This is a genomic window from Cryobacterium gelidum, assembly GCF_004403985.1.
In the GTDB taxonomy this organism is placed as follows: Bacteria; Actinomycetota; Actinomycetes; order Actinomycetales; family Microbacteriaceae; genus Cryobacterium; species Cryobacterium gelidum.
Window position 1 is genome coordinate 83,293 of the sequence record NZ_SOHL01000013.1, and the last position, 25,044, is coordinate 108,336.

26 protein-coding genes are annotated in these 25,044 nt (G+C 66.5%); 15 read left to right on the forward strand and 11 right to left on the reverse strand.

From position 1 onward, the window contains the following. The first annotated feature begins 67 nt into the window (after positions 1–67). From E3T50_RS06705 to E3T50_RS06715, 3 genes are all read left to right on the forward strand, one after another. Positions 68–928, forward strand: a complete 861-nt coding sequence (locus E3T50_RS06705) for a DUF4349 domain-containing protein (RefSeq protein ID WP_134551156.1) — start codon at positions 68–70, stop codon at positions 926–928. Between the two features lie 97 nt (positions 929–1,025). After that, a complete protein-coding gene (locus tag E3T50_RS06710; protein ID WP_134551398.1) occupies positions 1,026–2,207 on the forward strand; it encodes an acyl-CoA dehydrogenase family protein in 1,182 nt (393 codons plus the stop codon). Further along, entirely contained in the window at positions 2,204–3,550 is a 1,347-nt protein-coding gene (locus tag E3T50_RS06715; RefSeq protein WP_134462364.1) for a threonine/serine exporter family protein, read from the forward strand. The genes E3T50_RS06710 and E3T50_RS06715 overlap by 4 nt, the downstream gene beginning before the upstream one ends. Before the next feature lie 96 nt (positions 3,551–3,646). On the opposite strand, the gene E3T50_RS06720 is transcribed toward E3T50_RS06715, so the two are convergent. Beyond that, positions 3,647–3,892, reverse strand: coding sequence for a hypothetical protein (locus tag E3T50_RS06720; RefSeq protein ID WP_134551157.1), 246 nt, complete (start codon positions 3,890–3,892; stop codon positions 3,647–3,649). Between the two features lie 191 nt (positions 3,893–4,083). On the opposite strand from E3T50_RS06720, the gene E3T50_RS16745 reads away from it, so the two are divergent. From E3T50_RS16745 to E3T50_RS06730, 3 genes are all read left to right on the forward strand, one after another. Beyond that, a complete protein-coding gene (locus tag E3T50_RS16745) occupies positions 4,084–4,206 on the forward strand; it encodes a hypothetical protein (protein ID WP_255408738.1) in 123 nt (40 codons plus the stop codon). A gap of 123 nt (positions 4,207–4,329) precedes the next feature. Continuing rightward, a complete protein-coding gene (locus E3T50_RS06725; RefSeq protein ID WP_134551158.1) occupies positions 4,330–5,199 on the forward strand; it encodes a metal-dependent hydrolase in 870 nt (289 codons plus the stop codon). Positions 5,200–5,416: 217 nt separating this feature from the next. Beyond that, positions 5,417–6,640 (forward strand): acyl-CoA dehydrogenase family protein, encoded by a 1,224-nt coding sequence (locus E3T50_RS06730; RefSeq protein ID WP_338145345.1) that lies wholly within the window; start codon positions 5,417–5,419, stop codon positions 6,638–6,640. Between the two features lie 168 nt (positions 6,641–6,808). On the opposite strand, the gene E3T50_RS06735 is transcribed toward E3T50_RS06730, so the two are convergent. From E3T50_RS06735 to E3T50_RS06760, 6 genes are all read right to left on the reverse strand, one after another. Further along, complete coding sequence (locus E3T50_RS06735) at positions 6,809–8,026, reverse strand: acetyl-CoA C-acetyltransferase (RefSeq protein WP_134551159.1); 1,218 nt, start codon at positions 8,024–8,026, stop codon at positions 6,809–6,811. Next, positions 8,023–8,697 (reverse strand): 3-oxoacid CoA-transferase subunit B, encoded by a 675-nt coding sequence (locus E3T50_RS06740; RefSeq protein ID WP_134551160.1) that lies wholly within the window; start codon positions 8,695–8,697, stop codon positions 8,023–8,025. The genes E3T50_RS06735 and E3T50_RS06740 overlap by 4 nt, the downstream gene beginning before the upstream one ends. Further along, on the reverse strand, positions 8,697–9,512 hold the full coding sequence (locus E3T50_RS06745; protein WP_134551161.1) for a CoA transferase subunit A: 816 nt from the start codon (positions 9,510–9,512) through the stop codon (positions 8,697–8,699). The genes E3T50_RS06740 and E3T50_RS06745 overlap by 1 nt, the downstream gene beginning before the upstream one ends. Positions 9,513–9,881: 369 nt before the next feature. Then, positions 9,882–10,859, reverse strand: a complete 978-nt coding sequence (speB, locus tag E3T50_RS06750; RefSeq protein ID WP_134551162.1) for an agmatinase — start codon at positions 10,857–10,859, stop codon at positions 9,882–9,884. Between the two features lie 101 nt (positions 10,860–10,960). After that, positions 10,961–11,509, reverse strand: a complete 549-nt coding sequence (locus tag E3T50_RS06755; RefSeq protein WP_134551163.1) for a helix-turn-helix domain-containing protein — start codon at positions 11,507–11,509, stop codon at positions 10,961–10,963. Positions 11,510–11,517: 8 nt separating this feature from the next. After that, a complete protein-coding gene (locus tag E3T50_RS06760) occupies positions 11,518–12,186 on the reverse strand; it encodes a cyclase family protein (protein WP_134551164.1) in 669 nt (222 codons plus the stop codon). Positions 12,187–12,281: 95 nt separating this feature from the next. Between E3T50_RS06760 and E3T50_RS06765 the strand changes: the two genes are divergently transcribed. The 5 genes from E3T50_RS06765 (at position 12,282) to E3T50_RS06785 (ending at position 17,033) form a co-directional block, all read left to right on the forward strand. Continuing rightward, positions 12,282–13,850 (forward strand): purine-cytosine permease family protein, encoded by a 1,569-nt coding sequence (locus tag E3T50_RS06765; protein ID WP_134551165.1) that lies wholly within the window; start codon positions 12,282–12,284, stop codon positions 13,848–13,850. Positions 13,851–13,857: 7 nt separating this feature from the next. Next, positions 13,858–14,262 (forward strand): YybH family protein, encoded by a 405-nt coding sequence (locus tag E3T50_RS06770; protein ID WP_134551166.1) that lies wholly within the window; start codon positions 13,858–13,860, stop codon positions 14,260–14,262. Further along, positions 14,263–14,952 (forward strand): SDR family NAD(P)-dependent oxidoreductase, encoded by a 690-nt coding sequence (locus E3T50_RS06775; RefSeq protein ID WP_134551167.1) that lies wholly within the window; start codon positions 14,263–14,265, stop codon positions 14,950–14,952. It abuts the gene before it with no gap. Next, complete coding sequence (locus E3T50_RS06780; protein WP_134551168.1) at positions 14,952–15,593, forward strand: SDR family oxidoreductase; 642 nt, start codon at positions 14,952–14,954, stop codon at positions 15,591–15,593. Before E3T50_RS06775 ends, E3T50_RS06780 begins: the two co-directional genes overlap by 1 nt. 234 nt (positions 15,594–15,827) lie before the next feature. Further along, a complete protein-coding gene (locus E3T50_RS06785; protein WP_241990824.1) occupies positions 15,828–17,033 on the forward strand; it encodes an NRAMP family divalent metal transporter in 1,206 nt (401 codons plus the stop codon). Positions 17,034–17,072: 39 nt separating this feature from the next. Here the strand turns inward: E3T50_RS06785 and E3T50_RS06790 are convergent, their stop codons facing one another. From E3T50_RS06790 to E3T50_RS06805, 4 genes are read right to left on the reverse strand one after another with little or no spacing between them, the layout of a single operon-like run. Continuing rightward, entirely contained in the window at positions 17,073–17,753 is a 681-nt protein-coding gene (locus E3T50_RS06790; protein ID WP_134551169.1) for a GntR family transcriptional regulator, read from the reverse strand. Between the two features lie 44 nt (positions 17,754–17,797). Further along, positions 17,798–19,534 (reverse strand): acetyl/propionyl/methylcrotonyl-CoA carboxylase subunit alpha, encoded by a 1,737-nt coding sequence (locus tag E3T50_RS06795; protein ID WP_134551170.1) that lies wholly within the window; start codon positions 19,532–19,534, stop codon positions 17,798–17,800. 3 nt (positions 19,535–19,537) lie between these two features. Next, positions 19,538–21,280: a 5-oxoprolinase subunit B/C family protein gene (locus E3T50_RS06800; RefSeq protein WP_134551171.1), complete on the reverse strand. Its 1,743-nt coding sequence runs from the start codon at positions 21,278–21,280 to the stop codon at positions 19,538–19,540. Between the two features lie 3 nt (positions 21,281–21,283). Beyond that, positions 21,284–22,042: a LamB/YcsF family protein gene (locus E3T50_RS06805; RefSeq protein ID WP_134551172.1), complete on the reverse strand. Its 759-nt coding sequence runs from the start codon at positions 22,040–22,042 to the stop codon at positions 21,284–21,286. Between the two features lie 226 nt (positions 22,043–22,268). Between E3T50_RS06805 and E3T50_RS06810 the strand changes: the two genes are divergently transcribed. From E3T50_RS06810 to E3T50_RS06825, 4 genes are all read left to right on the forward strand, one after another. Beyond that, entirely contained in the window at positions 22,269–23,249 is a 981-nt protein-coding gene (locus E3T50_RS06810) for a trypsin-like serine peptidase (protein ID WP_134551173.1), read from the forward strand. Next, positions 23,230–23,445 (forward strand): hypothetical protein, encoded by a 216-nt coding sequence (locus E3T50_RS06815; protein ID WP_134551174.1) that lies wholly within the window; start codon positions 23,230–23,232, stop codon positions 23,443–23,445. The genes E3T50_RS06810 and E3T50_RS06815 overlap by 20 nt, the downstream gene beginning before the upstream one ends. Positions 23,446–23,709: 264 nt before the next feature. After that, positions 23,710–24,225 (forward strand): hypothetical protein, encoded by a 516-nt coding sequence (locus tag E3T50_RS06820; RefSeq protein WP_134551175.1) that lies wholly within the window; start codon positions 23,710–23,712, stop codon positions 24,223–24,225. Positions 24,226–24,355: 130 nt separating this feature from the next. After that, positions 24,356–25,027, forward strand: a complete 672-nt coding sequence (locus tag E3T50_RS06825) for a hypothetical protein (RefSeq protein ID WP_134551176.1) — start codon at positions 24,356–24,358, stop codon at positions 25,025–25,027. The last annotated feature ends 17 nt before the right edge of the window (positions 25,028–25,044 follow it).

Sequence of the window (25,044 nt, forward strand, 5' to 3'; positions counted from 1 at the left end):
CTCAATTGTGATCCGACTCCCAGACTGCCTCCAGACAGTGGCCGCATGCGCGCCGGTACGGTGAATCATGAGACGAACTTGGGGTGTGACCGCGGTTCTGCTGACGGCTGTGCTGTTGGCCGGGTGCACGGGTTCCAGCAACTCGGTAAGCACCGATTCGTCGGGGAGCAGCTCCGGCGGCGTCGTTCCGGCCGAGGGCGACCGCGTTGCCGAGGGCAGCCGCGTCACCGGCACCACCAGCGACGTGAACACCGCCAACCGCGACGTCGTCACCACCGGATCCCTCTCGATCACGGCCACCGACCCGGTCGCAGCGAGCGAGTCGGCCGTCACGATCACCGAACAGGCCGGCGGACGGGTGGACAGTCGCAGCGAGAACCCGGCCACCGGGATTCAACCGGCGAGCGCGAATCTGTCCCTGCGCATTCCCTCTGACGAACTCGACCGCACCCTCGCCGAGTTGAAGACGCTCGGCCGGCTCAACTTCGTCACGCTCACCGCGCAGGACGTCACCCAGCAAAGCCAGGACCTCGACGCCCGGATCACCGCGCTGACAACCTCGGTCGACCGACTGCTCGCGTTGATGGCCTCGGCCACGAGCACGACCGACCTGATCAGCATCGAAAGTGCGCTGTCGAGTCGGCAGGGTGAGCGTGAAAGTCTGCAGTCCCAGCGCGACCTCCTTGCCGACCAGATCGACTACTCGACCGTGCAGCTGGAGCTGGTCGCGGAGGGCACCGTCGCGCCGGGCGGCCCCGATAACTTCTGGAGTGGAATCGTCACCGGCTGGACCGCGCTCGTGACCGCGCTCGGCGGCTTGCTGGTTGCCCTCGGCGTGGCGCTGCCCTGGCTAGTCGTGCTGGCGATTTTGGGAGCAATTGTGTCTCTGATCGTTCGGGTGTTCGCGCGCCGGCGCAAGGCTGCATAGGCTTGTCCATGTGACCGAGTTTTCCCCTGCCCCAGCCCTGCCCGAAACGCTTCCGGCGGCGTCCGTTCTTGTACCCAGAGGCGACGAAAAGGCGGCGGTGAGAACACCGGCACAGACCGACCTTCTCCTGTCGGCGGAGCTGCTGGCGGGCATCCGCTCGCGGGCCGCCGGGTACGACCAGGCCAACACTTTCTTCACCGACGACCTCGACGAGCTCGTCGCGGCCGGTTACCTGCGCTCCCTCGTGCCCGCAGAATTCGGCGGGCTCGGCCGCACCCTGCAGCAGACCGCGCGCGCGCAGACGCGGCTCGCCGCGCACGCCCCGGCCACCGCCCTCGCCGTGAACATGCACCTCATCTGGACCGGCGTCGCCGCGAGCCTGCACGCTCAGGGCGACCACTCGCTCGATTTTCTGCTCGAGGAGGCCGGCCGCGGCGAAATCTTCGGCTTCGGCGTGAGCGAACCCGGCAACGACCTCGTTCTGTTCGGTTCGACCACGGATGCCCGACCCCAGCCCGGCGGCGGCTACCGGTTCACCGGCACCAAGGTTTTCACCTCCCTCTCCCCCGTCTGGACCAGGCTCGGCACCCTCGGTCTGGACTGCTCGGACCCGACCGCACCCTTGATCGTCTGGGCTTTTCTCGACCGAGCGGATGCCGGCATCCGCTCGAAAGATGACTGGGACACCCTCGGCATGCGCGCCAGCCAGAGCCAGAGCACCCTGCTCGACGGTGCGCTGGCGGGCCCCGACCGGGTCGTGCGGCGGCTGCCGGTTGGCCCGAACGGCGACCCGCTGGTGGCCGGCATCTTCGCCAACTTTGAAATTCTGCTCAGTGCCGTCTATACCGGAATCGGCCAGCGCGCGCTCGAACTCGCGGCCCTGGCGGCGCATCAGCGCACGTCACGCAAGAACGACGGGCGCACGCACGCGCAGGATCCGGTGGCACGCTGGCGCGTGGGCGACCTCGTCATCGCGATGGACGGCATCTACCCGCAGATCGACGCCCTCGCGCGCGCGGTCGACGAGCAGACCTGGGAAGTCGGGCCCGCCTGGTTCGCCCAGCTGTCCGGGCTCAAGTATCGGGCCATCCAGAACGCCAAGTTTGTCGTCGACACCGCCGTGCAGGTCGTCGGCGGCTCCGCCTACACCGCAAGCTCCGAACTGGCGCGGCTCTACCGCGACGTGCTCGCGGGCTTCTTCCACCCCTCCGACGCGGACTCCGCGCACGCAACCGCCGCAGCATCCGTTTTGGGACCCCTCGATGTGCGCACCTCATGAGTTTTAGCAAAACCACCGCCATCTCCCTCGACCACGCCGGCTACACCCGGGCGGTGCTCGACCTCACCATGCGCCTCGCCGAGGTGATCTTCACCGCCGGCGCCGGCGCCGAAGACGCGACCGCCGCCATGATCGCGCTGACCCGCGCGTATGGGCTCAAGGGCACCGACGCGAATATCACGCACACGACCATCACGCTGACGCAGGAAGATGCGTTCACACACGAGTCGATCATCCGCAGCCGCAACGTGAAGTACCGCACTCTCGACTATTCCAAGCTCACCGCGACGTCGGAGCTCATCGCCGACATCATCGAGAAGCCGATCGAGGTCGCCGAAGCCCGGAAAATTCTGGCGACGATTGTGAGCTCGAAGCCGCAGGTGCCCAAGCAGTGGCGCCGCATCGGCTGGAGCCTGGTCGGAACGGGCGCCGCCGTGCTCATCGGCGCCGGACCCACCGTGATCATCGCCGCGTTCATCGCCACCTGGATCATCGACTGGATCACCTCGGTGCTGGACCACCGCCAGGTTCCGCTCTTCTATCAGACCGTCGTCGGGGGCGCGATCGGCCCGATCGTCGCCGCGATCGTCGGGCTGATCGACCCCACCGCGAACCCTTCGCTCGTGGTCGTCGCGACCATCATCATGCTCCTGGCCGGCGTGACCACGTTCGGCGCCGTGCATGACACACTCTCGGGGTTTTACCTCACCGGCACCGCCCGAATGGTGGAGGCCCTGCTCATCACTGCCGGTCTGGTCACCGGGGTGTCCGGCTCCGCGCTCTTCCTGGCCCGGTTCGGGCTGCTGCTTGAGATCGATTCGAACCCGATTGTGACGCTGGGCGTTCTGCCGGTGCTGCTCGTGGCAGCGATTGTGATCGTGATCGGCTTTGCGCTCGCCGTGCAGGTGCCGTGGCGCGCGGTCTGGGTGGTCTGCGTGCTCGGTGCCCTCGCCGAATTTCTGTTCGTCGCGGCCTTGGCCGGCGGATTCGGACTGGTGTGGGCCTCGGCGGCGAGCGCCCTCGGCGTCGGGCTGTTGGCCGCAGTCACCGCCCGCATCGTGCGCACCCCGCCGCTGGTCATCATGGTCACGGCTCTCGTGCCGCTGGTGCCGGGACTCACCCTGTTCCGTGGGCTGCTCATGCTCTCGGAGGGCGACATCAACGGGTTGCTCTCCCTGCTCACGGCGGCGGGTATCGCGATGGCCCTGGCGGCCGGTGCCCTGCTGTCACAGTACGTCGTTCAGATCGTGTGGGGACCGGCCCGCCGGCTGCAGCGGCGCTTCGTCGGCCCGCTCATGGCTCTGCCGGTGCGGCTCGGCCGGGATTCCACCAAGCGCATCTAACAGCCCTGGCCAGGGCCCTCGGTACGGACCCCGATACGGACCTCGGTACGGTGGCGAACGGACGCCGCCGCGACGTACCGAGGTCAATGCGACCGGTCAGTTGGGAACGTCGGCCTCGCCGTCGATTTCGGCCACGTCTTCTTCGACGAAGCGGTACGGGATGGGCTCTTCGGTCTCGCGACCGCGCTTGTAGGTGCGGCTGATGGTCTCGGTGTCTTCGACCGCCTCGAGTACGATCACGTCTTGGTAGGCACCGTCGGTATATTCCAGCTCTACCTCGGTTCCGGCGGCAATCGGGTTCGGACCAAACAGTACGGCCCGGTAGGTGGCGCTGTGGCTCATGACGGTGACCTTTCGACGAGGTAGGGGTTCAGTGCAGCGACAGCATACGACACACCGGCAGTCATGCACAGGGCGACTCGTGCCTTGTTCTGCAGTTCAGCTCCCCGGTCGGGGACGGAGATGCCGTTTGCGCTAAACCCGCGTATTCTCAAGGTGACGGGGCCCCACGGCTCGGCGCGAAGGAGTACATAATGGCTGACAAATCACCGAAAAAGGATGCAACCAAGAAGGTTGCCGACAAGTCCCTCAAGGAAAAGAGGGCCGATAAGAAGGCCAAGTCTGAAGAGACCGCTTCTCGGGCCCGCAAGAGCTAGGTTCTGCATCTTCTCGGTACTGATTCAGTACCAGGCGCTGGAGCAGCAATCACGTGAGGTGCCGCCACGATCGTGGCGGCACCTTTTTTCTCGCCACAGAACATCCGTTTGAAAGGACCAGCCATGACCCTGCCCACCGACGACACCCGCGTGCTCTACCCGAGCGGCGCCGTCGACACCCAGGCGATCGTGGTGCACTCCGAGCCGCTGCGCGACGGACGCTTCGCCGTGCTGCTCGACGCGACCTGCATGCATCCGGTCGATGCGGGCTGGCCCGACCAGGGCCCCGATCTGGCCCTGCTGCACCACGGCGCCGCGTTCTGGCCGGTCGAGGATTGCATCGTGGGAGCCACCGACGGGTCGGCGCTGTACATCGGCGACGACATTCCGGTGGCCAAGGGAACGCCCGGCTGGGCCTTCGTCGTGGTGCACGTGGTCGATGCGGCAGGACTCTCCTCCGGCGACACGGTCACCGTCGAGGTCGACGAAAGCCTGCGCGATGCCACGAGCGCCGGGCACACCAGCTGCCACCTGGCCGCGCTCGCCCTCAACGGCGCCCTTGCCGATCGCTGGAAGAAAGAGATACGGCCCGACGCCCTCGGCCACCCCGACTTCGACGCTCTCGCCATCCACGAGTCGCTGATCGGCCAGAACGCCTCCGTCGACACCTACCGTCTCGGCAAGTCGCTGCGTAAGAAGGGCTTCTCCGTCGAGGGCTTCGCCCAGGCGATCGAGTCAATCACCGCGACCGTCAACGCAACCCTCTTCGAATGGACAACAGGGGATGCCGCGGTGCGGATCGAGCGCGACGGCGATCGGCTCACCGATCGCCGTTACTGGGTCTGCGAACTGCCGGGAGCGAGCGTACGTATCCCGTGCGGCGGCACCCACGTTGAATCGCTCGGCACGCTCGGCGTCGTGACCGTAGCCCTCTCCCTGCATGACCTGGACGGAACAGACGTGCTCACCATGAACACGTCCGCCACGCGTTAGCCCCGCACCCGCCTGCGCTCACTCTCCGACCCGCCTTCGCCGAGTTGAGGCCTGACGTTGCCTCGGCAGATAGCGCGAACCCATTTGTGCATTGAGAGCAATCTGGGAGGCAACCCTTACCCCACGACCCGCACTATGCATGGTTTTATTGCAAGAGATTGCGCAATTCCACGCATTGGCGCAGAATTTAGGGGTACCAGGTCAGAGAGGACCAGCCATGAGCATTGTCGTTGACAGCACGCAAACCGGCAGCACCGATATGGACGCACCGAGCCCCGAATTCTTCACCGGGCCCACGGCCGACTTCCTCTCCTACCAGGACCTCCTCACTCCCGAGGAGCAGCAGTTACTCACCAACGCTCGCACGGTGTTCGAGCGCGACGTGCGCCCCATCATCGCCGAACACTGGAACAACGCCACGTTTCCGTTCGAGGTCATCCCCGCTCTCGCCGCCCTCAACCTCGTTGACCTGTGCGCGCGCGGCAATAACTACCTGCTGCACGGATTCATGACCCTCGAACTTTCCCGAGTCGATGCCTCCATCTCCACCTTCGTCGGCGTGCACAGCGGCTTGTTCGCGGCGGCCATTGCGCAGCTCGGCACCGACGATCAGCGTGAACGCTACCTGGCCGATGCCCTCTCCCTGCGCAAAATCGGCGCGTTCGCGCTCACCGAGCCAAACCACGGCTCCGATGTCTCGCGCAACATGGAGACGACGGCCACCCGCACCGGCTCCTCGTGGACCCTGAACGGCGTCAAACGGTGGATCGGCAGCGGAACCTTCGCCGCCAACTTACTCATCTGGGCGCGCGACACGGCCGACAACCAGATTAAGGGCTTCATCGTCAGTGCGGCCCTGGCCGGGTTCACCGCCGAGGCGATCGAGAACAAGATCGCCTTGCGCATCGTGCAGAACGCCACGATCACCCTCGACAACGTCGTGGTCGCCGAGCGCGATCGCCTGCCCGGCGCCACGAGCTTTCGCGACACGAACCGTCTGCTCACGAATTCGAGGGTCTGGGTCGGTTGGCAGAGCGTTGGGCTGCAGTTCGCCGCTTACGACTACGCGTTGCGCTACGCGCTCGAACGCCGGCAGTTCGGCAAGCCGATCGCGTCGTTTCAACTGGTGCAGGAGAAACTCGTGCGCATCCTGGAGAACGCGACCACCTCGCTGGGCCTGATGGTGCGCATCGCCCAGTTGCAGCAGGCCGGCACGCTGCGGCCTGAGCACGCCGCGATGGCGAAAGCCTCCTGCAGCGCCCGCATGCGGGAGTCCGTGGCGCTCGGCCGCTCGGTGCTCGGCGGCAACGGCATCTCCACAGACTACGGAATGGCCCGCGTCTTCGCCGACGCCGAAGCGCTCTATACCTATGAGGGCAGCTACGAGGTCAACACCCTCGTGGTCGGCCGGGCCATCACCGGCATCTCCGCGTTTCAATAGCGTTCGTCCTCGGCCATCCGCTCGTCGAGCCGTGCGTCTGGGTACCCGTTCTTCGCCGAGCCGTGAGATTCAGGTTATTCTTCGCGATTTTCGGGCCGAGAGTCTCGGGTCGGTAGTGCAAACTCTCGGGATGGGGAGAGGCTGGCGCCGCCCTCGCGACGGATGCTGTTATGCGCGCTCGAAGACCGCTGCGAGACCCTGCCCGCCGCCGATACACATGGTTTCGAGCAGATACCGGCCGTCGGTGCGCTGCAGGTGGCGGCTCGCGGTGGCGAGGATGCGAGCGCCCGTCGCGCCAACCGGGTGGCCGAGCGAGATGCCCGAGCCGTTCACATTGGTGCGGGCCCAGTCCTCCGGGGTGAAATTCCACTCCCGGGAGACGGCGAGCACCTGCGCGGCGAACGCCTCGTTGAGTTCGATCAGGTCCATGTCGGCGAGGGTGAGCCCGGCGCGTTCGAGCGCGAGTTTCGTGGCGGGCACCGGGCCGAGGCCCATGCGCGAGGGTTCGACGCCGGCGCGGGCCCATGCCGCGAGGCGCACCAGCGGCACCAGGCCGAGCGCGGCGGCCCGCTCCGGGGTAGTCACGATGCACGCGGCGGCGGCGTCGTTTTGCCCACTGGCGTTTCCGGCGGTGACGGTGGCTGCGGCATCCGATCTGCCCATGATCGGCTTCAGGCCGGCGAGGGCATCGAGCGTCGTTTCGCGGGGGGTCTCGTCGGCGGAGACGACCACGGGGCCCTTGCGTCCCGGCACGGTGACCGGCACGATCTCGTCGAGGAAGCGGCCGTCGGCGACGGCGGCGAGGGCGCGGCGCTGTGATCGGGCGGCGAGCTCGTCTTGCTCGACCCGGTCGAGGGAATAGTCGCGGCGCAGGTTCTCGGCGGTTTCAAGCATGCCGCCGGGCACTGGAAAGTTGCGGCCGCCGGCCGTTTCGCGGCCGCGGCCGAGGGCGTCGCGTAGCAGCACGCCGGCGGTTCCGGCCAAGCCCCAACGGGAATCGACGGTGTACAGCGGAGCCTGGCTCATCACATCGACGCCGCCGGCGATGAGCAGGTCGCTCACGCCGGTCTGCACCTGCATGGCGGCGTCGAGAACAGCCTGCAGACCACTGCCGCAGCGCCGGTCGACCTGCAGACCGCCGACCGTGACGGGCAGGCCAGCGTTCAGTGCGGCGACGCGGGCTACCGGCGCGGCCTCGGCTGAGGGGTACGCCTGACCGAAAATGACGTCGTCGACGAGGGCGCCATCGAGTCCGGTGCGTTCGATCAGTGCAGCGATCACCGCCGCGGCGAGGTCGGCCGGCGCGACGGTTTTGAACGCGCCGCCGAACCGGCCGATCGGGGTGCGGAGTGGTTCGCAGATGACGACCTGGCGTAGCGTGGTCATTCGGTTGCCCCGATCAGCGTCGTGATAGTGGTCGGCGGCGAAGGAACGAGCAATGTCGCCTCGGTGGCGGCCTGCACCGCGTCGACGGTGACGCCCGGCGCGACTTCGCGAAGCACGAGACCGCCCGGCGTGACATCGATCACGGCAAGATCGGTGATGATACGGGTGACGACGGCCTTGCCGGTCAGTGGCAGGTCGCAGATCTTTTTAATCTTGAACTCACCGCTCTTGGTCCTGTGTTCCATCACGACGATGACGGTGGAGGCGCCGTGCACGAGGTCCATTGCGCCGCCCATGCCCTTGATCATCTTGCCGGGCACGGCCCAGTTGGCGATGTCGCCGACGATACTGACCTGCATGGCGCCGAGTACGGCGACGTCGATCAGGCCGCCACGGATCATGCCGAAGCTCTGCGCCGAATCGAAGTATGCGGCGCCCGGGTTGACGGTGACGGTTTCTTTGCCGGCGTTGATGAGCTTGGGGTCGGCCTCACCCTCCCAGGGGTACGGTCCGACGCCGAGCACGCCGTTCTCGGAGTGCAGCACGACGTGCACACCGTCGGGGAGAAAATTCGGAATGAGCGTCGGCAGACCGATTCCCAAATTGATGTAGGAATCGGGGGCGAGTTCCTGCGCGGCGCGCGCCGCCATTTCATCGCGCGTGAGGGCCATCAGTTCGCTCCGTTTCCTTCAGTGCGGGCACGAGCGGATGCCGTCGGCCGTCGCCGCGTCGTCGTTTTCTCGATCGGCAGCTCGGCGGCGTCCACCGCGCCGAGCTGTACGACGCGGTTCACGTAGATGCCGGCGAGGTGCACCTGGTCGGGGTCGATCTCGCCGGGTTCGACCAGTTCGTTTACCTCGGCGATGGTGATGCGGCCGGCCATGCCGGCCACCGGGTTGAAGTTGCGGGCGGATTTTTCAAACACGAGGTTGCCGTGCCGGTCGCCCTTGGCGGCGCGCACGAGGGCGTAATCGGTGACGATAGCCTCTTCGAGCACGTATTCCTTCTCGCCGCCGAGCGAGGAGAAACGGCGGGTCTCCTTCGGTGGAGACGACACGGTCACCTCTCCGCCTTGGCCGTAGCGCCAGGGCAGACCGCCGTCGGCGACCATGGTGCCCACCCCGCTCGCGGTGAAGAACGCCGGAATTCCGGTGCCGCCGGCCCGCAGCCGCTCCGCGAGGGTGCCCTGCGGGGTGAGCTCGACCTCGAGTTCGCCGCCGAGGTAACGGCGGGCAAAGTCTTTGTTCTCGCCGATGTACGAGGCGATCACCCGCGCTATGCGGCCTTCGCGCAGCAGCTCACCGAGCCCCCAGCCGTCGACGCCGCAGTTGTTCGAGGCGACCTGCAGGTTGGTGCTGCCGAGTGCGAGCAGCGCACGAATGAGCACGATCGGCACGCCGACCAGGCCGAATCCACCGACGGCGAGCGAGGCGCCATCGGGAATGTCGGCGACGGCAGCCGCGGCGGATGGGTAGGTCTTGTCCATGGTGCGGAGTCCTTTGGCTGGGCCGAACGGTGGTGTCGTCGGGTCCTGAGCGGCTGCATCGAGCCCGGCGCCAGTCGCGCGGCCGCGGAGAGCGCGGAGTTGACCGGGCAACGCGAATGCCGACCGTGCAACCCTCCCACAGGTTCCCGGCACAGTCGTCCCAGAGGGCGAGAACAACGCCCCATCGCGGGCCGGTTGTCGGCACGTGCGGCGGGTACAGCGCCGCCAAGTCCGTCGCGCCTTAGCGGGAACGGTCGACGCGTCTGCGTGCGACCGTCGTGACGACGATCGGCCCGCCGCCCGGCGCTTCTTGCGCCCTGCCTCCGTCGCAGCGGAGAATGCGCGTCCCGGCATCCGCCTGGCGGACACCTAGGTACGGTCTGAGGCGGCCTCCACGCGCGGCGTCATTGCAGAAATGAGCTCGTAGGCAACGTGGGAGGCAGCGATTGCGGTAATCTGCGCGTGATCATACGCGGGCGACACCTCGACGACATCCGCTCCAACGAGGTTCACCCCGCTCAAGGCACGAATGATCGCGAGCAGTTCACGGCTGGTCAGGCCGCCGGCCTCGGGCGTGCCTGTTCCGGGGGCGTGCGCCGGGTCGAGCACGTCTATATCGACCGACACGTACACCGGACGGTCGCCGATGCGGGCGAGCATGCGTGCGATCACCGCGGCCACACCTTCGGTCTCCACCTCGTGCCCGGCGATAATCGCAAACCCGAGCCGAGCATCATCTTTCAGGTCTTGTCTGCTGTAGAGCGGGCCACGGATGCCGATGTGCAGGCTCGACTCGAGGTCGATCAGGCCTTCCTCGGAGGCGCGTCGAAACGGGGTCCCATGGGTGACCGGCGCCCCGAAGTAGGTGTCCCAGGTGTCGAGGTGCGCGTCGAAGTGCAGCACGGCAACCGGGCCGTGCTTGGCGGCGACCGCCCGCAGTAGCGGAAGCGCGATGGTGTGATCGCCGCCGATCGTTACCAGCCGCGTGCCGTTCTGCCCCAGATGCCGCGCCGCGGCCTCGATCTGGGTTACCGCTTCATCGATGCTGAACGGGTTCGCCACGATGTCACCGGCGTCGACGACCTGCTGCGCATTGAACGGCTCCACGTCCTGTACCGGGTTGTAGGGACGCAGCAGACGACTCGCCTCGCGCACGTGGGCCGGGCCGAAACGGGCGCCCGGGCGGTAGCTCACGCCGCTGTCGAAGGGAACACCGACCACGACGATGTCGGCATGGTCGACCTCGTCCAGACGGGGCAGACGGGCGAAGGTGGCGATGCCGGCGAAGCGCGGCGACTGGCTCGCGTCAGAGGGACCAATTGGTGCGGCGGGGGTAGTGGGCGACATGATGATCCTTCTCAATGAGCGAGCGACAGGTGGGCTTGTGGCGTTTGGGCGAACCGAGGGGCGTGCGAATGCTCGGGGCAGCGACTACGTGCGACGGATCGCTACGGGGCGGGAGTCATCACCCAGAGTGCCACGCACTCCGTGGTGAGCGAGGCGTTGCGCCAGGTGTGTGGGTCCCGACCGCGAAAGGTCATCGCGTCGCCGTTGTCGAGGGAGAACTCCTCGGTGCCAATGGTCAAGGTCAGCGAGCCACTCACCACGAAGACGAACTCCACGTCGCAATCCAGCGAGTACAGGTCAGCCCCAGCCGATCCGGCCGGCTCGATCGCCGACTGGATGACCTGGAGCTGGTTTTGCGTGCCCGGCGTCACTAGGTATTCGGCCGCACCGCGACCGCCGAAGTTGATCGGAGAGCCCGCACCCGCGCGCACGATCTGTGCGGCTGGCGGCTCGAATAGATCGCCGACTCGTAAACCCACGGCGTCACAGATCGACACGAGCGTGGCCACGGATGGCGAGACCTGGTCACGCTCCAGCTTGCTGACAAACCCCTGGCTGATTCCTGCCGCGGTCGCTACTGCGTCGAGGGTGAGGCCTCGGTTCAATCGGGCCGCGCGGAGGCTGGATCCGATCGGAACTTGTCGCGCCATCCTTGACCCTACGCCTCGAGCTGCAGGGCGACGGCTCGCACCGGCGCCCCGTCGGCTGCCTCAAAGGCTATCGGCAGAAGTGAGATAAGCGGGTCGGCGAAGTCGATGGCCGCCAGATTAGTCAGATTCTCCGCTATCACACCGGCCTGCGCGGCGATGAGGTGGTGCACCGGGAAACCCTCCCCCGGGTGCTCATCATCGGGTGTCTCGTCAATGTTGATGGCATCAATGCCAAAGGTGCGCACCCCGAGCGCAATCATGCGGCGGCAGGCTTCCGCATCGAGGAACGGGTTCTCGAAGTAGACGTCGGTGCCGTAATGCGCGCTCCAGCCGGTGTGCAGCAGCACGATGACGCCCGGTTCGAGCTGCTCCAGCACCGGGGCCACATGCTCCCAGGTGATCCGGCCGCGCGGGCCGAGGTTGCGCGCGTCCACGATCACACCGCGACCGGCGAACCGATCCAGCGGCAGTTCGTCGAGTTTCGGGGCGGATTCATCGAAGTGGTAGGGGGCGTCGACGTGGGTTCCGGTCTGCGATCCCATACTCACGCTCAGCAGGTTGAATCCGTCGCGTTCAATCGTGCTGTGCACCTCAAAACGCGGCGCAGGGTCTCCGGGATACGTCTGGGTGGCGGCGTTCACGACGAGCGACAAATCGACCACCTTGTTTATCCTCATGGTCAAGAACTATTGCACATTAGTCAAGTGCACCGCTAGTGTCGACTCCAGCTTGTTTCTATCCCCATCCATGAGTCATTCCGAAGGCAGTCCACATGATCGACAACAATGACGTTGCCCCCGGCACGGGAGCAGTCGGCCTGAACTCCCGTCCGAAGGTCACCGAGGTCGAACAGTATGGGATCGACACCATCCCCGACGCCGACCGCACTTCGACCTGGGTCGACCTGCTGCGCATCCAGTTTGGCGGGGCCAACACCTTCGCCACGGTTCTGCTCGGCACCTTTCCGATCGTTCTCGGCCTCTCGTTCTGGCACGCCGTGCTGGCCACCGTCGCCGGGGTGCTGGTTGGCGCTCTCTTCCTCATGCCCATGGGACTTTTCGGGCCGAAAACCGGCACCAACAATGCTGTCTCATCCGGGGCTTTCTTCGGCGTGCGCGGCCGAGTGGTCGGATCGTTCCTGTCGCTGCTGACAGCAATCGCGTTCTACTCGATCTCGGTCTGGGTCAGCGGGGACGCCCTTGTGGGTGCTCTCACCCGGCTGGCCGGCGTGAACGACTCGATCGGCCTGCGCACGATCGTGTACGGAGTGATCGGCATCATCGTAATCATCGTGGTCGTGTACGGATTTCAGTTCATGCTCCTGGTCAACAAGACCGCCGTCATCGCGAACACGACGCTCATTCTGTTGGCCATTGTCGCCTTCTCCGGAACGTTCGATGCCGGCTACAACCCCGGTCCCTCGGCTTTCGCGCTCGGCGGATTCTGGCCGACATTCGTCGCCTCCGCGCTCATCGTCATGAGCAACCCCATTTCGTTCGGAGCTTTCCTCGGGGACTGGGCGCGGTACATTCCGAAAAGCACCCCGCCGCGCAAGCTGTTTATCGCCACATTTTTCGGGCAGTTACTGACACTGATTCCGTTCCTGTTCGGCGTTGCAACGGCCACGATCGTTGCCGGTCAAGGCGACTACGTGTTTGCCTTGATCCAGGCCAGTCCGATCTGGTACGCGGTGCTGCTCATGGTCGTCGCTTTCATCGGCGGCCTGTCGACCGGCAGCACCTCGCTCTACGGCACCGGCCTCGACTTCTCGTCGGTGTTTCCCCGATTCAGTCGGGTGCAGGCAACCATCGCCATCGGCGTTGTCGCGTTCCTCTTCATTCTCACCGGGAGGCTGTTCTTCGACCTGCTCGGAGCCGTCAACGCTTTCGTCGGTGCCATCATCGTGACAACCACGCCGTGGATCGTCATCATGGCGATCGGCTATTTCGTTCGCCGCGGCCACTTCGATGCCCGAAACCTGCAGGTTTTCAATAAGGGCGAGACCGGCGGCGTGTATTGGTTTCACTCCGGGGTCAACTGGCGCGGAATGGTCGCCTGGATCGGCGCTGCTACGATCGGGCTTCTCTTTGCCAACTATCCGCCGGTAATCGTCGGCCCGTTCATCAACGTCGGTGGCGGTATCGACCTCAGCCTGCTCATTGCGGTAGTCGCTGCAGCAGCGCTCTATCTCGGAGCGTTATGGCTCTTTCCTGAACCCCGCTTCGTGTTCGGCGCCGACGGCTCACGTATCGTACCCAGCAAGCCCGGCGACCCCGAACCCATCGTGACCGACCACGCATCGACCGCTGCCAGGGTCGCGGTCGCACGGGCGCGCGCGTGAGCCGCGCGTGAGCAAGGACGAGATCGACGCGCTGGCCGCCATTGACGCCATCATCGATGATTTCTCTCGACACCGGCGTGAGGCGTATTTTTCCGGCTTTGCGTCTGATGCGACTTTCCTCTTCCCTACTGCACTACACCGCCTCGACAGCCGGGCAGCCTACGAATCGCTCTGGGCCGACTGGGAAAGAAACTTCGGCTTCCAGGTCCTGGGCTGCTCCTCCAGCAATCGACGGATACAGATCTTCGGCGGTACCGCGGTTTTCAGCCATGATGTCGAAACGACGCTCCGCGAGGGCGATACCGAGCGCACAGTACTCGAGCGTGAATCGATCATCATGGAGCGCCGGGAGGGCACCTGGTTGTGTGTTCACGAACATTTGTCAGCGCGGCCCCTCGAAGGCGCGTCCTAGGTGGGCGGGGTAGCCATCGTGACCGGCGCGGCCAGCGGGCTCGGGGCATCCGTCTGTCAGGCCTTGCATCGTGACGGCTGGACCGTCGCCGGCCTCGACCTGCGACCGTCGAACACCGACCTGAGCCTGCAAGCCGATGTGACGGACGCTGCAGCTGTGGCCTCCGCCGTGCAGCGAGCGACAGCCGAACTCGGCCCGATCGATGCCCTCGTGACCGTCGCGGGCATCTACGAAGAGCTACCGGTCGAGTCGATCACTGACGAACGTTGGAACCGCATGCTCGCCGTCAACATCGGCGGCACCGTCAACGCCTGCGCCGCCGTCGTGCCAATCATGCTCGCACAGAATGCCGGCACGATCGTCACCATTTCATCGGATCTTGGCGTGGGTGGCAGCCAGGGCGACGCTCATTACGCTGCGACGAAAGGGGCGATCGTCGGCTTTAGCCGCAGTCTCGGTGTCGAACTCCAAGGCAGCGGGGTGACCGTGAATTCTGTGGCGCCCGGTGCGGCCGATACGCCCATGCTCGCCGCCGACTCTCCCTGGCGCGCAGAGAGCTTTCTCGGCACGTTGCCGGTCGGTCGCCTCGTTCGTCCCGAGGAGATCGCCGCCGCCGTCTTGTTTTTACTGGAGGTCTGGCCAGCACTCGTCGGCCAGATCATCTCACCGAATGCAGGCGCGACAATCTGATGACAAGCACGAGTAATCCAGTGAGGATCGCCCTGGTCGCACTCCAGGATCCGGCGCAACGGAGGGTCGTCGTCGCGCGGCTCACCGCCGACGGTGTGCGGGTCGCAGTACTGGGCGAGCCGGTCGACGGCGCCGTCTTGGCGGTCGATCCCGGTGAGGCTGTTGCGTCGGTGCAGCGGGTTGAAGCCGAACTGGGGGCGCTCAGTGTGCTGGTCTGCGATGCTGCGCCGCCGGCATCCGCTCGATTCGTTGACACCGACCCGGCCGACTGGTTTGCCGGTGTGCAGAGGTCGATGTTCGTTCCGTTCGCGCTGATCCGGGCGGCCGTTCCGGCCTTGCGACGCGCCGGTGACAGCCGAATACTGCTTATCGGTAACGGCTGGGGCGCCGCGCAGCTAGAGGATTCCACCGCCCGCGCCGCCGTGCAGGGAGGCCTGGTCGCCTTGATGAAGACACTGGCCCGCGACCTCGGCCCCGATGGGATCATCGTCAACGAGATCGCCCTCCCAGCCCGGTCACTGGATCAGCCCGCACTCGCATCCGCTCTCGCCGCGGCCATAAGCTACCTCGCCGGGCCCAATGGAGCCGCCATGGCGGGTCAGATACTCACCCTCGGGCGCGGCGGTGAACTGCGCCCGTAGCGTCGAACCGATCCAATACGTGTGGCCCAAACATCGCCGCATTCCTGCGGACTGGATCACGATCGGCCCGCCCCGGCGCCGCATGTCGCGGCAGCGACGCGTTGAGCCAATGTGCCCGGAACAGTTGCGAGGATTGTTGAACAATCATAAGCTTTCTGACATTCAGTGACCGCCGGCGCTGACTCGTATCCCAGAGAAGTGAGCAGCACCATGGCCACGATCATTTCACGCAGCATGGGCAAGCCCAAGAAGCTCAAGAACAAACACCGCAGCGCACTGCTCGGAGCCATGTTCCTCATGGCGACCAGCGCGGTCGGCCCCGGTTTCATCGTGCAGACGACCACCTTCACCGTGCAGCTTGGCGCAGCCTTCGCCTTCGCCATTCTCGTGTCCATCCTCGTGGACATCGCCGTGCAGCTGAACGTGTGGCGCGTGATCGGGGTAAGCGGCAAGCGCGCGCAGGAACTCGCCAACACCGTTCTGCCGGGCGCTGGCTGGTTTCTGGCCGCGCTCATCGGCATCGGCGGGCTGGTCTTCAACGTCGGCAACATCGCCGGCACCGGCCTCGGCATCAACGTTCTGTTCGGCATCGACCCGAAGATCGGCGGTCTCATCTCCGCCGCCGTGGCCATCGGCATCTTCCTGAGCAAGCGCGCCGGGGTGGCCCTCGACAAGATCGTGGTCGTGCTCGGCGCCGTCATGATCCTGCTCATCGGCTATGTGGCGGTCGTGTCGCAGCCGCCCCTCGGCGAAGCGCTCACGAACGCCGTCATTCCCGACAACATCGACTTTCTGATCATCACGACCCTTATCGGCGGCACCATCGGCGGATACATCACCTACGCCGGGGCGCACCGCATGATCGACGCGGGCGTCTCCGGGCGTGAAAACGTGGGCGAGATCACCAAGAGTTCCATTCTCGGCATCATCATCACCGGCATCATTCGGGTACTGCTGTTTCTCGCGGTCCTCGGCGTCGTCGCCGGCGGCGTCGCCCTCACGAGCGACAACCTCGCGGCCGAAGCGTTCCGGTCCGCGGCCGGCACCATCGGTCTCAAGTTGTTCGGCGTGATCCTCTGGGCGGCCTCGATCACCTCGGTGATCGGCGCCGCGTACACCTCCATCTCGTTTGTCACGACAGCCAAGACCTCGCCGCGCAAACGCAGCATCGCGACCTGCGTGTTCATCGCGGTGTCGGCCACCGTCTTCACCCTGCTCGGCCAGGCGCCCGCCACCCTGCTGATCATGGCCGGTGCCGTGAACGGGCTGATCCTGCCGGTCGGCTTCGCGGTGATTCTCTGGGTGGCCTGGCGTCGCCGCGACTTGCTCGGCGGCTATGTGTACCCCAAATGGCTGCTCGTAATCGGCGTCGTCGCCTGGCTGCTGACCCTGTATCTCGGCTACCGCTCGCTCGGCGGTCTCGCGCAGCTGTGGACGTAGCAACTATCCGCAGCGTTGACGGATGCTGCGCCCCGGCCACTACGAGCGGGCGTGGGCCTCGAGCAACTGCTCTTCGGCACGGCGCAGGTAGTCGACCATGAGCTCGGCCGCCGCAGATCGCTCCCCGGCCTCGAATCGTTCGAGAATACCGTCGTTGTCGTCGATGTAGGGCGAGTGGAAGAGCGGATTGGCGACCATGGAGTGGAACACCAGACGCATCTCCGCGAGCACCTGCGTCATCTGCAGGTCGAGGCGGTTGCTTCCGGTGAGGGCCACGACGCCCGCGTGAAAGTCCTGGTTGGCGCTGGCCATGCCCGGCACAGAACCGGCGCTGCGGGCGTCGCGGCCGCGAGCGATGGCGGCGTGGAGGGCATCCGTTTTCGCGCTGGTCGACCAGGTGAGCGCTGCCGGTTCGAGAAAGCGCCGTACCCGGTAGATCTCGCGAATGTCATCGGCGGTCGGCCGGGTCACGAAGACTCCGCGGTTGGGGATGCGCGTCACAACGTGCTCACCGGCCAACGTCGCGAAGGCCTCGCGCAGGGTGTTGCGTGAGACGCCGAGCACCTCGCAGAGCGGTTCCTCCGACAGTTTCGCGCCGGGCGCGAGCTGACCGGCCGAAATACGCTCGCGCAACATCGATGCGGCCCACAGGCCGGTTTCGGCGTGGCGCACGTCGACGCTCTGGCGACGCAGGTCGGGAAGGATCTCGTACAGGGTCATAGCCCCAGCGTATCCATTCCGGCGGGGTCGATTCCCGGTGCCGGTCAGTCCTCGATATTGGCGACGACCGAGTGCACGGTCACGGTGTCGCCGGGAGTCACGAGCAAACCGCCCACAGTCCCGGAGCGGTGCGCGACGACGGTCGACTCCATTTTCATGGCCTCGAGCACCAGCAACGCCTCGCCTTCAGCCACCGTGGCACCGATTTCGACCAGCCATTTCACGACGGTGCCGCCCATGGTGGAGCGCAGCGCGGTCGGATCCGGCTCGTCGGCGGGAGCCGGGGTGACCGGGGCAGAACCGCCGCCCTGAGCGAGGCCGGCCAGGAGGTTCTCTGGCAGGCCCAGCGCCATTCGTCGCCCGTCCAGTTCGATCGTGATGGTTCGCCGACCTTGCAAAGGAACGACCGGGGTGAACGCGGGGTCAGCGGCAAGCTGCTCAGCGAACTCGGTTTCGATCCAGCCGGTGTGCACGCCGAGTCGGTCGGGCCCGGTGAACGCGGGCAGGTCCACGATCGCGCGATGGAACGACAGCACCGTCGGCAGGCCCCCGATCTCAAACTCGGCGAGCGCCCGGCGGGCGCGCCGCAACGCCTGTGGCCGGTCGGCGCCGGTGACGATGAGCTTGGCGAGCAGGGAATCAAATTGCGGGGCAACCTCATCGCCGGAGCGGATGCCCGCATCCACCCGAATCCCCGGTCCCGTCGGCACGGTGAACGTCGTCACGATGCCGGGCGACGGCAGGAAGCCGCGGCCCGGGTCTTCCGCATTGATACGGAATTCGAAGGAGTGGCCGCGCGACACCGGGTCTTCCGACACCGGCAGCGGCCCACCGGCGGCAATGGCGAGCTGGGCGAGCACGAGGTCGACTCCCGAGGTCTCCTCGGTAATGGGATGCTCCACCTGCAGGCGTGTGTTGACCTCGAGAAAGGAGATGCTGCCGTCGTCGGCGAGCAGGTATTCCACGGTGCCGGCGCCGGCATAGCCGGCCTCCCGGCAGATGGCTTTCGCCGAGGTGTAGATGAGCTCGCGCTGTTCGTCGGTGAGAAACGGGGCGGGTGCCTCCTCGACGAGCTTCTGGTTGCGGCGCTGGAGCGAGCAGTCACGGGTGCCGACGACGATCACGGCGCCGTGTCCGTCGGCCAGGATCTGCGCCTCGACGTGCCGGGGCTTGTTCAGAAACCGTTCCACGTAGCACTCGCCGCGACCGAAGGCGGCTATGCTCTCCCGCACCGCCGAGTCGAACGATTCCTCGATCGCGTCGAGTTCCCAGACCACCTTCATGCCGCGGCCGCCTCCGCCGAACGCCGCCTTGATCGCGACGGGCAGTCCGTGCTCAGCGGCGAACGAGCGCACCTCGGCGGCGGTCTCGACGGTGCCGTTCGAGCCGGCCACCAGCGGTGCGCCCACGCGCACGGCAATCTCGCGCGCTGACACCTTGTTACCGAGCACCCGAATGCTCTCCGGGCTCGGCCCGATCCAGATCAGGCCGGCGTCGTGCACGGCTTGGGCGAAGTCGGCGTTCTCGGAGAGAAACCCGTAGCCGGGGTGCACAGCGTCGGCGCCGGCCCGGCGGGCGATAGCCAACAATTTCGGCACATTGAGGTAGGTGTCGGCGGGACTGTTACCGTCCAGCGCGTAGGCCTCGGTGGCCAGGCCCACGTGCAGCGCGTCGGCATCGACGTCGGCGTAGACGGCGACCGAGTCGAGCCCGGCGTCGGAACAGCCACGAATGATGCGCACGGCAATTTCGCCGCGGTTGGCAATGAGTACTTTCTGCACGGGTCAGCTCTCGTTCGGGGTGTCGGAGGCGCTTACACGCCCGGTATCACGGGTCAGAGTATTTTCACGCGGCACAGCGTACTCACGCGGCACAGCGTACTCACGCGGCACAGCGTACTCACGCGGCACAGCGTGCTCACGCGGCACAGCGTGCTCACGCGGCACAGCGTGCTCAAGCGGCACAGCGTTCACAGCGGCAAAGCGGATGCGTGCCCCCGTGCCGAGCTGCGCGGCCCGGTCAAGGTCGGCGTGCAGCACCACGCCGAGCACCGGATAGCCGCCGGTGACCGGGTGGTCGGCGAGAAACAACACCGGAAGGCCCGAGGCGGGCATCTGAATGGCCCCGGAGACGGTGCCCTCGCTCGGCAGTTCGCCGTTTCGTGAGCGGACCAGGGCTGGCCCGTCGAGGCGCAGGCCAATGCGGTTCGACTGGGCACTGACGCGCCAGTCGGTGTGGTCGAAGTCGGCGAGCGTGTCGGCGCTGAACCAGTCGGCGCGCGGACCGGGCAGGTAGCGCAAGACCGTCACGTCGTCGGGCGCCGCCGCGGGGATTTCAGCCGCCCCCACAACGCTCGACGGCGAGGCTGGCAGCACCCGCAGCGCGGTTCCGACGACGAGAGGAGCCGGACCGAGTCCCGACATCGAGTCGGTGGAGCGGCTGCCGAGCACGAGCGGCACGTCCAAGCCTCCGCGCACGGCGACATAGCTGCGCACGCCCCACAGCGGGGCATCGAGGCTCAGCTGTTCGCCGGCGTGCAGGGCGAACGGCGCATCGGTGGGTACGACGCGGGTGGCGGCATCCGTTCTGCCGATCGTGATGACAACGGATGCCCCGGTCACCGCGAGCACCTGCTCGGTGCGTGCCTTCAGCACGAGGCCGCCGAGGGCGTTTTCGAGGACGGCGGCCGAGGCTGGGTTACCGACCAGCCGGTTGGCGCGGCGCAGGGAACCACGGTCGAGGGCGCCGGCGCCGGCCACCCCGAGGTGGGCGAGGCCGGTGCGGCCGAGGTCCTGCACGGTGGTCTGCAGCCCGGGCTGCACGACGAGGAGGTCCGCGGCTGCCGCTGCGGTCGCGACGGTGTCAGCATCCGCTGCGTCGACCGGCGGCGCGGCCCGGACGAACTCGCGCACGGCACGAAACTGCACCCGATTGCCGGGTTGCACGAGGGCGGGCTGGTCGCGGTCGAGGCTCCACAGGGTGGCCTCGGTGCGACCGATCAGTTGCCAGCCGCCGGGCGTGACCCGCGGGTACACGGCCGAATAGCTGTCGGCGAGCGCCACCGAGCCGGCCGGAACGGCCCGGCGCGGGCTGTTGCGCCGCGCAACTGTGAGGCGGCCGTCGCCGACGAGGTATGCGAAGCCGGGGGCGAAGCCACCGAACGCTGCGGTCCACGGCTGCCCGGTATGTGCAGCGATGACGCCGTCGCGCCCGAGGCCGGTGAGGTCACCAACCTCGTCGAGGTCGTCTCCGTCGTAGATCACGTCGATCTCGACCAGGGTGTCAGCGCCGGTGGCGTCGGCATCACCTGGATCGAGGGCGTGCAGCCGGGCAGCGAAGCCGCGGGCGGCTGCGGCGGAGTCGGCCGTCACGAGTATGGTTTCGGCGGCGGCGACCAGGTCTACCTGACCGGGCAGCGGATGCTCGCGGAGCGCCTCATACAGGCCGAGCACCTCGTTGAGCCCGCCGAGCTGCACGAGCACGGCCCGGTCGCCGACGGGACGAATAGACGTGATGGGGGTGGTCATCGGCTAGACGAAACTCGCCACGGAGACGCCGGCGGTGTGCAGGGCCGCGCGCACCGCAGCGGCGAGCCGCACCGCATCGGGGGTGTCGCCGTGCAGGCAGATGCTCGCCGCCGGCACCGCGATGACCGATCCGTCGATCGCGACCACGGTGCCGTCGACGGCGAGGCGAACAACCTGCGCGGTCACCTCCTCGACCGAGTGCAACACTGCGCCCGGCAATGACCGCGGCACGAGGCTGCCGTCGGGGTTGTAGGCGCGGTCGGCGAAAGCTTCGGCCACGGTACGCAGCCCGGCGGCCTGGGCGAGGCGTTCGATGTCACTGTTCGGCAGCACCATCAGCGGCAGGCGATAGTCGACGGCGAGTACGGCATCGACCACGGCCTGCGCCTGCACCGGGTGGTGAGCGATGGTGTTGTAGAGGGCGCCGTGCGGCTTCACGTAGCGCACTGCGGTTCCGGCTGCGCGGGCGAGGGCTTGCACGGCGCCGATCTGGTAGATCACATCGTTGCTGAGTTCGGCCGGATCCATCTCGATGAACCGGCGTCCGAAGCCGGCCAGGTCCCGATAACCGGGGTGCGCGCCCACCGTCACGCCCGCAGCGGCCGCAGCGGCGCAGGTGGCGCGGATGGTCGTGGGGTCGCCGGCGTGAAACCCGCCGGCGACGTTGACGCTGGTCACCGAGGTGATGATGGCGGCGTCGTCGCCGCAGGTCCAGTTGCCGAAGGACTCTCCGACGTCGCTGTTCAAATCGATGGTTGGCATGGTTCCCGCCTGTCGTTCACCCTAGACTGCCGCATTTCGACAAGTTGTTCAACAATCGAGCCGAAATTACGTGCCTAGGGAAACGAATCCCGCCAGAAACGCTCGGAACTTTGCCCCATTATGGGTGCCGCCCATAAGGGGTAGACAACGAGTGCACTGCCGCATATTGTATTAGTACTTGCGGCAATACAGTCCGCTGGATGCGATCGATAACTGGAGTGAAGCAATGATGCGAAGCAAAGTTAGATCTGGCGCCCTCTCGGCGCTTCTGATTGGCACCTTAATCGGGACCGGCGGTTTCCTGTCCGCCGGCGCAGCCTCCGCCGCCATCGCGCCGGAGTCGCGAGTTACTTCTGCGTCCTCGGATGTCGAACGCTGGGTCGTTCCTCAGACCCAACAGGGCGGTGACTATTGGACGTCCGAGCGCATGCAGTCCGCCATCCCCGGCGAGGTCCTGGTGCAAGACAATGTGGCAGCCGGAGTAGTCGGCGCGGTCAAGGCCGGAACCACGTCTCTCGTGTCCCCACAGGCGCCCAGCCCCGACAGGTCGACTGCGGCCACCCGCGTCTCCCCCATCTCCCACATCGGTAAGATCTTCTTCACCCTCGGTGGCACTGACTACGTCTGTTCAGGCAACGCTATTTCCGCGGCCAACAAGAACACGGTCGTCACCGCCGGACACTGCGTCAACGAAGGCCCGGGCGCTTTCGCGTCACGGCTCATCTTCGTGCCGGCCTATGAGAACGGCGCGGCACCCTTCGGCCAGTGGAATGCCACCGAACTGTACGCTCCCACCCAGTGGAGCAACAGTGGTGACATCAGCTATGACACCGGCTTCGCCATCGTGTCCTCACCCACCGGCACGTCACTGAGCGACAGCGTCGGCGCGTCGGGCGTCACGTTCAACCAGAGCCGCGGCCTCACGTACACCGCCTACGGCTATCCGGCAGCCGCACCGTTCAATGGTGAGACCCTGCAGTCCTGCTACGGCACCGCCACCCCTGACCCCTACGGCCAGAGCCAGTCGCAGGGCATCCCCTGCAACATGACCGGCGGATCGTCGGGCGGCCCGTGGATGATCGGCAGCGGTTCCAACGGCCTGCAGAACTCGGTCAACAGTTTCGGTTACAACAACATCGCGAACACCATGTTCGGACCCTACTGGGGGTCGGTCATCAAGAACACCTATGTCGCCGCATCCGCGTGACCCGAGCGACGCACACCCGGTTGCCCGGCAGCGCCTCGATTCCGATGCCGCTGACTGGACTGACGAACGGATGCGCGCGGCCCGGCCGCGCATAATCCGCCTGAACCCCGACGGGTCGCGCGAGCTCGACGACGCAACCGCCGTGCCGGAGGCCAAACGGACGGCCGACGCGGATACCCCGCCGACGGAATCCTGAATCAGTGAAAGCCCCGCCCGAGACTTGGACGGGGCTTTCCCCGATTGATCCGACGACTAGACCGGAGCAGTTTTCCCGACCGTGAACGCTGCCGCTGAGGCGCTGTCCAGAGCCTGCCAAATTGTCGAACAATCCCACACGTGTTGAGACGCGACGTCTGTCACGGCGCAGGCGCGGCCTCCCAAATCTAAGAGAATTCTCACTTAGATCTTGCTCCGCGCTCACCCGCGGGGCCCACACTGATAGGACGGACCGGGAGGCATCATGAACGTGCGCAGCAACTGGGGACGACCGCTGCTCGGGGTCGTCGGCGTCGGAGTCGCGGTAGTTCTGCTCGTCACCCTCTCGGCGGCGCTGGCCGATTCGCTCGCCATTGCCGAACAGCCAGGGACATCCATTGGCGTTCCGGCCGTGGCGGTGCAGCCGACCGGGACACCCACTAGCGCTCCGGCCGTGGCGGTGCAGCCGCCCAGGACGTCCGCTGGCGCTCCAGCCGTGGCGGTGCAGCCGACCGGGACGTCCACTGGCGCTCCAGCCGTGGCGGTGCAGCCGACCGGGACGTCCACTGGGGCGGCGACACCGGCACCGACGCCGAGCGCTGACCCGACGGGCACCGACCCGACCAGCCCCAGCGCGACCCCCGAAGTTGTTCCCCCTCAGGATCCCGTCGTCGTCGACGATCATGGCGGTGACAACCCCGGTCACGATGACGATATCGGCACGGACGATTCCGGCGAAAGCTCCGGTTCTGGCAGCGGGTCGGGCAGCAGCAGCGGCTAATTCCTCTGCGTGAGAGCGCTCTCATTTACTTCTCGTGCCGGTCTTATCGGCGTGCGGTTGATTGAGGTTGTGGAGATCGACACCACGAAATCCATCCGCCGCTTACTCGGCGCAGACGAAAGGCCACCCCATGTTTCAGATGACGAAGAAGCGCACCCTCACCCTCGCAACCCTGGGCCTCGCCGGGTTGATGTCGGTCGGCGTGATCGCCGCCCAGGCGAACACCGTCCCCAACGTCGTGGCTCCGACCAGCACGTCGAGCAGCAGCCCCGCCTCTACCGATACGCCCAATGCCCCCGGTGCCCCCGACGACAGTGACGGACGCGTCGGCTCGGGCAACGGCATCGACGATGGAGCCGACGCCCCCGACGACAGCGACGCACGTATCGGCTCGGGCAACGGCATCGACGATGGAGCCGACGCCCCCGACGACAGCGACGCACGTATCGGCTCGGGCAACGGCATCGACGATGCCCCCGACGCCCCCGACGACAGCGACGGACGCATCGACGATCACGTCGATGACTCGATCAGTAACGATGTGGACGACGCCCCGGACGACAGCGACGGACGCATCGGCTCCGGTCATGGCGCCGACGACGTGAACGAAGCCCCCGACGACAGTGACGGCCGAGTCGACGGCAACTCCGGCTCCGGCAACGCGGTCACGGTCCCGGTCACGGTCGACGACTCAGGACACGATGAAAGCAGCGATGACTCCGGCAGCGATGATTCCGGCAGCGATGATTCCGGCAGCGATGACGGCGCCGACGACTCGGGCCACGGCAGCGATCACGAGTAACCCGCTCAGCCGATGAA

What these genes read in the sequence shown, in the direction of transcription:
- E3T50_RS06705 (WP_134551156.1), top strand. Translation starts at nt 68, where the DNA reads ATGAGACGAACTTGGGGTGTGACCGCGGTTCTGCTGACGGCTGTGCTG.
- E3T50_RS06715 (WP_134462364.1), top strand. Translation starts at nt 2,204, where the DNA reads ATGAGTTTTAGCAAAACCACCGCCATCTCCCTCGACCACGCCGGCTAC.
- E3T50_RS06720 (WP_134551157.1), bottom strand. Translation starts at nt 3,892, where the DNA reads ATGAGCCACAGCGCCACCTACCGGGCCGTACTGTTTGGTCCGAACCCG.
- E3T50_RS16745 (WP_255408738.1), top strand. Translation starts at nt 4,084, where the DNA reads ATGGCTGACAAATCACCGAAAAAGGATGCAACCAAGAAGGTTGCCGAC.
- E3T50_RS06725 (WP_134551158.1), top strand. Translation starts at nt 4,330, where the DNA reads ATGACCCTGCCCACCGACGACACCCGCGTGCTCTACCCGAGCGGCGCC.
- E3T50_RS06730 (WP_338145345.1), top strand. Translation starts at nt 5,417, where the DNA reads ATGAGCATTGTCGTTGACAGCACGCAAACCGGCAGCACCGATATGGAC.
- E3T50_RS06735 (WP_134551159.1), bottom strand. Translation starts at nt 8,026, where the DNA reads ATGACCACGCTACGCCAGGTCGTCATCTGCGAACCACTCCGCACCCCG.
- E3T50_RS06740 (WP_134551160.1), bottom strand. Translation starts at nt 8,697, where the DNA reads ATGGCCCTCACGCGCGATGAAATGGCGGCGCGCGCCGCGCAGGAACTC.
- E3T50_RS06745 (WP_134551161.1), bottom strand. Translation starts at nt 9,512, where the DNA reads ATGGACAAGACCTACCCATCCGCCGCGGCTGCCGTCGCCGACATTCCC.
- speB (WP_134551162.1), bottom strand. Translation starts at nt 10,859, where the DNA reads ATGTCGCCCACTACCCCCGCCGCACCAATTGGTCCCTCTGACGCGAGC.
- E3T50_RS06755 (WP_134551163.1), bottom strand. Translation starts at nt 11,509, where the DNA reads ATGGCGCGACAAGTTCCGATCGGATCCAGCCTCCGCGCGGCCCGATTG.
- E3T50_RS06760 (WP_134551164.1), bottom strand. Translation starts at nt 12,186, where the DNA reads ATGAGGATAAACAAGGTGGTCGATTTGTCGCTCGTCGTGAACGCCGCC.
- E3T50_RS06765 (WP_134551165.1), top strand. Translation starts at nt 12,282, where the DNA reads ATGATCGACAACAATGACGTTGCCCCCGGCACGGGAGCAGTCGGCCTG.
- E3T50_RS06780 (WP_134551168.1), top strand. Translation starts at nt 14,952, where the DNA reads ATGACAAGCACGAGTAATCCAGTGAGGATCGCCCTGGTCGCACTCCAG.
- E3T50_RS06785 (WP_241990824.1), top strand. Translation starts at nt 15,828, where the DNA reads ATGGGCAAGCCCAAGAAGCTCAAGAACAAACACCGCAGCGCACTGCTC.
- E3T50_RS06790 (WP_134551169.1), bottom strand. Translation starts at nt 17,753, where the DNA reads ATGACCCTGTACGAGATCCTTCCCGACCTGCGTCGCCAGAGCGTCGAC.
- E3T50_RS06800 (WP_134551171.1), bottom strand. Translation starts at nt 21,280, where the DNA reads ATGACCACCCCCATCACGTCTATTCGTCCCGTCGGCGACCGGGCCGTG.
- E3T50_RS06805 (WP_134551172.1), bottom strand. Translation starts at nt 22,042, where the DNA reads ATGCCAACCATCGATTTGAACAGCGACGTCGGAGAGTCCTTCGGCAAC.
- E3T50_RS06810 (WP_134551173.1), top strand. Translation starts at nt 22,269, where the DNA reads ATGATGCGAAGCAAAGTTAGATCTGGCGCCCTCTCGGCGCTTCTGATT.
- E3T50_RS06815 (WP_134551174.1), top strand. Translation starts at nt 23,230, where the DNA reads ATGTCGCCGCATCCGCGTGACCCGAGCGACGCACACCCGGTTGCCCGG.
- E3T50_RS06820 (WP_134551175.1), top strand. Translation starts at nt 23,710, where the DNA reads ATGAACGTGCGCAGCAACTGGGGACGACCGCTGCTCGGGGTCGTCGGC.
- E3T50_RS06825 (WP_134551176.1), top strand. Translation starts at nt 24,356, where the DNA reads ATGTTTCAGATGACGAAGAAGCGCACCCTCACCCTCGCAACCCTGGGC.